Source organism: Caulobacter sp. S45 (assembly GCF_903642205.1).
Lineage (GTDB): Bacteria > Pseudomonadota > Alphaproteobacteria > Caulobacterales > Caulobacteraceae > CAHJWH01.
This window is the reverse complement of sequence record NZ_CAHJWH010000164.1, coordinates 1-6,816: the sequence shown is the minus strand read 5'-3', so window position 1 is coordinate 6,816 and position 6,816 is coordinate 1. Positions and strand designations below refer to the sequence as shown.

At 71.5% G+C, this 6,816-nt stretch carries 6 protein-coding genes; 4 read left to right on the top strand and 2 right to left on the bottom strand.

Going from position 1 to position 6,816, the window contains the following annotated elements:
- The first annotated feature begins 73 nt into the window (after positions 1-73).
- The 3 genes from HUV06_RS13710 to virB11 are packed head-to-tail and all read left to right on the top strand — an operon-like array spanning position 74 to position 3,057.
- Positions 74-874 (top strand): TrbG/VirB9 family P-type conjugative transfer protein, encoded by an 801-nt coding sequence (locus HUV06_RS13710; protein WP_174301815.1) that lies wholly within the window; start codon positions 74-76, stop codon positions 872-874.
- Complete coding sequence (locus HUV06_RS13705) at positions 871-2,034, top strand: TrbI/VirB10 family protein (protein ID WP_174301814.1); 1,164 nt, start codon at positions 871-873, stop codon at positions 2,032-2,034. Before HUV06_RS13710 ends, HUV06_RS13705 begins: the two co-directional genes overlap by 4 nt.
- Before the next feature lie 24 nt (positions 2,035-2,058).
- Positions 2,059-3,057, top strand: coding sequence for a P-type DNA transfer ATPase VirB11 (gene virB11, locus HUV06_RS13700; protein ID WP_174301813.1), 999 nt, complete (start codon positions 2,059-2,061; stop codon positions 3,055-3,057).
- Between the two features lie 97 nt (positions 3,058-3,154).
- Here the strand turns inward: virB11 and HUV06_RS13695 are convergent, their stop codons facing one another.
- Both HUV06_RS13695 and HUV06_RS13690 read right to left on the bottom strand, forming a co-directional pair.
- Entirely contained in the window at positions 3,155-4,846 is a 1,692-nt protein-coding gene (locus HUV06_RS13695) for an intermembrane transport protein PqiB (protein WP_174301812.1), read from the bottom strand.
- The gene (locus tag HUV06_RS13690; RefSeq protein WP_174301811.1) at positions 4,843-6,054 is read right to left on the bottom strand and encodes a paraquat-inducible protein A; all 1,212 of its coding nucleotides are present in this window, start codon (positions 6,052-6,054) and stop codon (positions 4,843-4,845) included. The genes HUV06_RS13695 and HUV06_RS13690 overlap by 4 nt, the downstream gene beginning before the upstream one ends.
- 236 nt (positions 6,055-6,290) lie before the next feature.
- On the opposite strand from HUV06_RS13690, the gene HUV06_RS13685 reads away from it, so the two are divergent.
- Positions 6,291-6,816: amidase family protein (locus HUV06_RS13685; RefSeq protein WP_254601135.1), on the top strand; the 526-nt coding region annotated here is incomplete at its 3' end.

Sequence of the window (6,816 nt, the reverse complement as noted above, 5' to 3'; positions counted from 1 at the left end):
CTCCGCCGTGGCGGCCAGCGAGCCCCCCTCACCAGGCTTCGCCTGGTCCCCTCCCCCCGCTGCGCAGGGGGAGATGAGAAAATGGCCGGCGATCCTGGCGGTCGTCTTCGTCTCCGCCTTCGCTTCCGCCAGTCCCGCCCGCGCCGCCTACATCGCCCACGAGCCCGACGCGCGCATCCGCACCCTGTTCTACGACCCCGACCGGGTAGTGCGGCTGGACGCCTTCCTCGGCTTCCAGATGATGGTGCAGTTCGGCCCCGACGAGCGCATCGAGAACGTGGCCATCGGCGACGGCTCCGCCTGGCAGATCACGCCCAACAAGGCGGCGAGCCTCTTGTTCGTCAAGCCAGTGGAGCACGCGGCGCGCACCAACATGACGGTGGTCACCGACCGCCGCAGCTACCTGTTCGAGCTGGACGCCCATCCCGCGAGCGCCGCGAGCCAAGTCGGCATGACCTATGTGCTGCGCTTCACCTATCCGCCCGAGCCCGCGGTGGCCGCGGTCACCGCACCCCCGCCCGCGCCCATCGAGCGGCGCAACACCGCCTACACCTACACCGGCTCGCGCGAGCTGCTGCCGTCGGTGGTGTTCGACGACGGGCGGTTCACCTATTTCCGCTGGCCGGCGGACACCTCCACCCCGGCCGTGTTCACCGTGGCGGCGGACGGATCCGAGAGCCTGGTCAACTACAGCTGGCGCGACGGCTTCGAGGCGGTGGAGCAGGTCGCGCCCCGCTTCACCCTGCGTGACGGCAAGGCCGTCACCACGGTGATCAATGAGGGCTGGCAACCGCCGCTCCGAGGCGAAGACGCGCCTCGCCCCCACGACGCCAAGACCGCCCGCGAAGCGGCCAGGCAGGGCGTGCAGCCTTGAGCTCCGCCGACGTCCCCCCCGGGATCGACCCCCGCTCCACACCGGCGGCCGACGAGCCCGCAGGCGACATCGGGCTGGACGAAGGCGGCGGTGCGCTCCGTCCCGCGGTCGCGGGCCGATCCAGCGGAGCGGCGCCCTGGCTGGTGGGCGGAGGTGCGGTCGTGCTCGGCCTCGCCACCTTCCTGTGGCTGAGCAGCCATCGCCCCCACGCCGCCACCAACGACCTGCCGCCTCCTTCCCAGGCCGCCGACGCTGCCATGGTCGCCGCCCCCCCCCCACCCCCTGAGGTGAACGCCATGGAGGCCGCCGGCAGAGGTGTGCAGCCGCCCCGGCCCCCGCCGGCGGTCGCCGTGGTCACGCCGCCTCCGCCCGTTCCGCTCATCTCCTCTGCGCCTCCTCTCCCGGCGACTCCGCCGCCGTCCCCGGCTGGCAAGGCGCCCGTGCTTGTGGTCGACCTCGCAGGCGCCACGGACGCGGGGGCCACGGCGGCGGCGAAGCCCGTTGCAGCGGCCGGCTCCGCCGCCGGCAGCACCCGGCTGAACGCCGACGAGCAGTTCGCCGCCCGCGTGGAGACCGGCCCCGAGCCCGAACACGCCAGCGCCACCCTTCTGCACAACCAGTCCACCCTGGCGCCCCAGGGCACCATCATCCCCGCGGTGCTCGAGACGGCGCTGAACTCCGACCTGCCGGGCTTCGCCCGCGCGGTGGTCAGCCGGGACGTGCGCAGCTTCGACGGCGCCAACGTCCTGATCCCCCGCGGCAGCCGGGTCATCGGCGAGTACCGCAGCGCCGTGGCGCTCGGCCAGTCGCGCATCTTCGTGATCTGGACCCGGGTGCTGCGCCCCGACGGCGGCTCGATCCAGATCGGTTCGGGCGGGGGCGACACGCTGGGGCGGGCGGGGCTGGCCGGCAAGGTGGACCGTCACTTCTTTGAGCGGTTCAGCGGGGCGGTGCTGCTGACCGTGCTGAACGCCGCCGCCTACGCCGCCGCCGGCACCCCCAGCACCCAGGTCACCATCGGCTCCACCGCCGGCAGCGGCGGGGCCACCAGCGGCCTGCTCCCCACCGACATCCCGCCGACCATCAAGGTGGCCCAGGGCACGCCCATCCGCATCTTCGTCCAGCGCGACCTGGACTTCACGCCCGTGGACGGCCGATAAGCCCTCACCTGTGAGAGTTCGCCCGTGAGCCCCCGCCTAGTCGAACGCGGCGTATACCTGGAAGCCTATCTGCGCCCGCTCAGCGCATGGCTGGACCGGCCCGACGTCACCGACATCCTGATCAACACGCCGGGCGAGGTTTGGGTCGAGACACTCGGCGGCGAAGCCCAGCGCCACGCCGCGCCGGAACTCACCGACCAGGCGCTCTGGCGGCTCGCCAGCCAGATCGCCGCCGCCGCCCACCAGGGCGTCAACCGCGAGAACCCGCTGCTCAGCGCCACCCTGCCCGACGGCGCCCGGGTCCAGATCGTGGCGCCTCCCGCCACCCGCGGCGCCATGGCCATCGCCATCCGCAAGCATGTGGTCAACGACCTGAGCCTGGACGACTACGCCAGCTCAGGCGCCTTCGACCGCGCCCGCCGCTCCAGCCTCGACGACCGCTCCCAGGTCGACCAGGGCCTGCAGGCGGCGCTGGACGAGGGCCGAATCGCCGACTTCCTCCGCGGCGCGGTGCAAGCGCGCAAGAACGTCATCGTCTCCGGCGGCACCTCCACCGGCAAGACCACCTTCCTGAACGCCCTGGTCAAGGAAGTCCCCGCCCACGAGCGGCTGATCATCATCGAGGACACGCCCGAGGTGCGCCTGCAGCACGCCAACGCCATCGGCCTGATCGCGGTGCGGGGCGAGCTTGGCGAGGCCAACGTCTCGGCCGAGACCCTGCTGCAGGCGTCGCTGCGCATGCGCCCCGACCGCATCATCCTGGGCGAGCTGCGTGGGGCGGAAGCGTACAGCTTCCTGCGTGCGGTGAACTCCGGCCACCCGGGCTCGATCACCACGGTGCACGCCGACAGCCCGCGCGCGGCGGTGGACCAGATCGCCCTGATGGTGCTGCAGTCCGGCGCCAACCTCGGCCGCGCCGAGATCGTGGACTATGTGGGCGCCATGGTGGACGTGGCCATCCAGCTCTCCCGCCGCGACGGGCGGCGCGTGGTGTCCGAGGTGGCGTTCAACCCGCGGCCGTAAAGGACGGAAGGGGAGGAGGCGCCGGGTCTTCAATCGGCCTCATCCTGAGCCTGTCGAAGGACGTGGCCGCGGCACGCTCGCCCCGAGCAGGACAGCCTCACTCCCCCTTCTGCTTGCCCTTCACCAGAGCCTCCGGGTGCCGCCCCAGATAGTCGGCTAGCGAGCGAAGCGAGCGCGCGGCCTCGGTCACCTGGCCGAGCGCTGCGGGCAGGTTGGCGTCCTGGGCGGCGCCCAGGCCGCCGCCGATCACGGCGTTGGCGTTGGCGACCACGCCTTGGAGCTGATCGGCGGTCTGGTTCAGCTTGGCGACGAGGGGGCCGACCTGGGGCTTCATCTCCCGCGTCATCTGATCCACCGAGGTGAGCGTTGCGTCCAGCTTGTGCAGACTGTCGGCGAGATCCGGCGAGGAGACCAGCTGCGCGACATGGGCGGTGATCTGGCGCACGTCCCCGCCGATGGCCTCGATGGGCACGGCGTTCACCTTGTCCAGGATGACATTCAGCTTGGAGGTGAGCTCGTCCACGCCCGTCGAGCCGGCCGTGGGGATGTCCGGCAGGGCCCCCGAGACGCCGCCCGAACCCGCCGCGCTCTTGGCGAAGATCAGGGTGGCGGTGCCCACCAGCGGTGGGTACTGGCCCATCTGCATGCGGTAGCCACCGTGAATCAGGCCCTGTAGCGCGGCGTCAGTGCTTGCGCGCACGTCGCCATCGATGGGCAGGGCGAGGCTCTGAGGCTCGATCTCCAGCGTCACCTCGGTGGTGGTGGTGGTGGCGCCCTTGGGCAGGGTGATGCGGCTGGCCAGCACCCGTCCGATCCGCTCGCCGCTCAGCCAGACCGGAGCATCGGCCTGGGGTCGCTGGGCGGCGCCGTGGAAGATGGCGCGGTAGCTCAGCTGCGGCCCTCGGGGCTGGTCGCTCGCCTGGAACTCGTTGGGCGAGAAGCCGAACAGGGTCCGAGCCGGACTCTGCGGCTGGCTTGCGACAGCCGAGGGGGTGTCGAACTCGATCCCGCCGGTGATCACCGAGCTGCCGGGTCCGATGTTGGCGCTGAGATGGCCGGCGCTGAGCGCCACGTCGGCGGCGTTGGCGTTGAAGAACAGGGTGCCCGCGTGGACCAGCCGGTCGAAGGGCGCGTTGACGAAGATCACCAGGCGCATCTTCTGCGGATCGCTGATCTCGACCCGGGTCACCCGCCCCACGATCAGGCCATGGTAATAGATGCCCGACCCGATCCGGGTGGAGTTCAGCTGGGCGCCTTCCAGGATGTAGAGCGTGCCGGCCTGGTCGGGCGGCACCACCGGCGGCTGGTCCAGGCCCACGAAGTGGTCCTGCGGCGCGCCCGTCCCCGGCGACACGCCGATGCTGACGCCGGAGACCGCCGCCTTCAGGGACGAGAGGTCGGTGAAGCTCGGCTCCGCGCCGATCAGCCAGAACTTGGCGCCCTCGCGCAGGTGCGACTTGGCGCGGCGGTCGAGCCGCAGCCTCATCTCGACGTTGCGGGCGTCCTGGGCGATCTGGATGCTGACGACATGGCCGACGGTGACGCCCTTGTAGACCACCTGCGTTTCGCCGGCCCGGGCGCCTCCGGAGGTCTTGAACGTGACCACCACATCGACGCCCCGGTTGGCCAGGGCCTGGACGGCGAGATAGCCGACCACCAGGAGCGCCGCCAACGGGATGGCCCACACCATGCCGGGCCAGCGGCCGCGCCGCTCACGCGCCTCCGTATGCAGGCGGGTCTTGGCGGGAGCGGCGTTGGCGGATGGCGGATCGGAGGGGGTTTCGCTCACGCGGTCTGCTCCGAAACGTCCCATATCAGCCGGGGATCGAAACTCTTGGCGGCCAGGATGGTGAAGATAACCACGCCTGTGAAGAAGGGCGCCGCCGCCTCGGCTCGCGCGGTCAGCAGGGTGTTGTAGCGCACCACGGGCACGAAGGCCGCCACCGTCAGCGGATCGACCATGGACCAGCGCCCGATCTCGTCCACCAGCTGGTACAGCCGCGTCTTGAACACCAGCTTGCGGGAGGAGTGCGCCCGCACCGAATAGATGAACCAGGCGATGGCCGTCAGCTTCAGCACCGGGATCAGGAAGCTGGCCAGGAAGACCAGCAGCGCCAGGCCGTACAGGCCCGCCTCAAGCAGGTCGTGCACGCCGCCGATGATGTTGTAGGCGGTGGGCTGCAGATTGATGGGAATGGTGGCGAACGGCAGGATGTTGGCCGGCGCGTAGAAGACCGCGCCCGCCAGGGTGTAGGCGGTGGCGCGGGCCACCGCGTCGGTCTTGCGTGCGAGCAGCCGCCGGCCGCATCGCGGGCAGGGCCGCTTGGCCTGGGTGGCCGGGACCAGCAGCTCGCAGGCCTCGCAGCTCAGGACGGGCTGGCAGACGTCGACGGCGGCCTGTGGCGCGATCAGCTTCCACACCGCCTTCTTGTCCAGGGTCGCCCGGCTGAGCAGGGTCAGGACACCCGCGGCGATGAAGCAGATGGCGCCGGGCCCCAGCTCCACGGTGATGGTCGCGGCCAGCCGGGCATAGGCGACCAGGAAGGCCAGCAGGAAGACGTCCGCCATGGCCCAGGTCTGCAGCGCGTTCGACCAGCGGAACACCGGCCCGATCCAGGCGTCCCGCCATCCCAGCCGCAAGGCGCCCAGGGCCGCTGTGAGCAGCGAGAAGCGCACGATCGGCAGGATCACGGTGAACAGGCAGATGGCGATGGCGAGCACCGGCCAGCCCTGGCGCCACAGCACCGTGGTGCTTGAGATCAGCCGGCTATGCTCCTCGGCGCTGAACAGGCTGGTGGTGATGAAGGTGAGCGCGTTGGCGGGCAGCAGCAGCAACAGCGCCGCGACGGAAATGGCCAGCGCTGCGTCCAGGCTCCGGCCCGTGAACCGCTCCAGGCCGACGCCGCAGGCGGCGCAGTCCAGCACGCCGCGGTGACGATCCGGCGTGGCCTGGATCGTTCCGCAATGCCTGCATCCCAGCACGTGCGACGCTTTCAAACGCCCTTCCAGACTCGAAGTCGGCGTTGCGACCGCCGCCCGCCGATCTTAAGCGAGAGCGGCCGCCGTGCTACCCGGAATCCTTTGCCGCCGGAGCCAGGCGCCAGAGTCAGGCGTCCACCGACGACCCCCGGACGACCCGGGCCCGGCGGACCGCTCGGCCCGGAGCGCCTCGCGCTTGTGGCGGCGAACGGAGATCGTCGCTTTGTCCTGGCCTGAGCTGAGGCGTCCTAATCGTGATTGATCCTTTCGACTACATGGCGATGGACGCCACCGCGCTCGCCGGTGCGATCAGGGACAAGACGGTGTCCCCGGTCGAGGCGCTGGACGCCGCGATCGCCCGGGCGGAGGCGGTCAACCCGGCGATCAACGCCCTGGCGCACCGGCGCTACGGCCCGGCGCGCACTGAGGCCGCGACGCCGGCCGGCGGGCCGTTCGCCGGCATTCCCTGGGTGATGAAGGACCTCGGCCACCCCATGGCCGGCGTGCCGCTCACCGGAGGCAGCCGCGCCTTCCAGGACGTGCGCGGGACCGCCGATGCCGAGCTGGTGCGGCGCCTGCGCGCGGCCGGCCTGATCGTCTTCGCCACGTCCACGACGCCGGAGTTCGGCCTGACGGTGACCACGGAGTCCAGCCTGTATGGCCCGACCCGTAACCCCTGGAACCTGGAGCGGAGCGCCGGCGGCTCCTCGGGCGGCGCAGCGGCCCTGGTGGCGGCAGGCGTGGTCCCGGCGGCGCACGCCACCGACGGCGGCGGCTCGA

Bases quoted from the DNA above. Each gene is read 5' to 3' on its own strand.
- HUV06_RS13710 (WP_174301815.1), top strand. From the start codon at position 74: ATGAGAAAATGGCCGGCGATCCTGGCGGTCGTCTTCGTCTCCGCCTTC.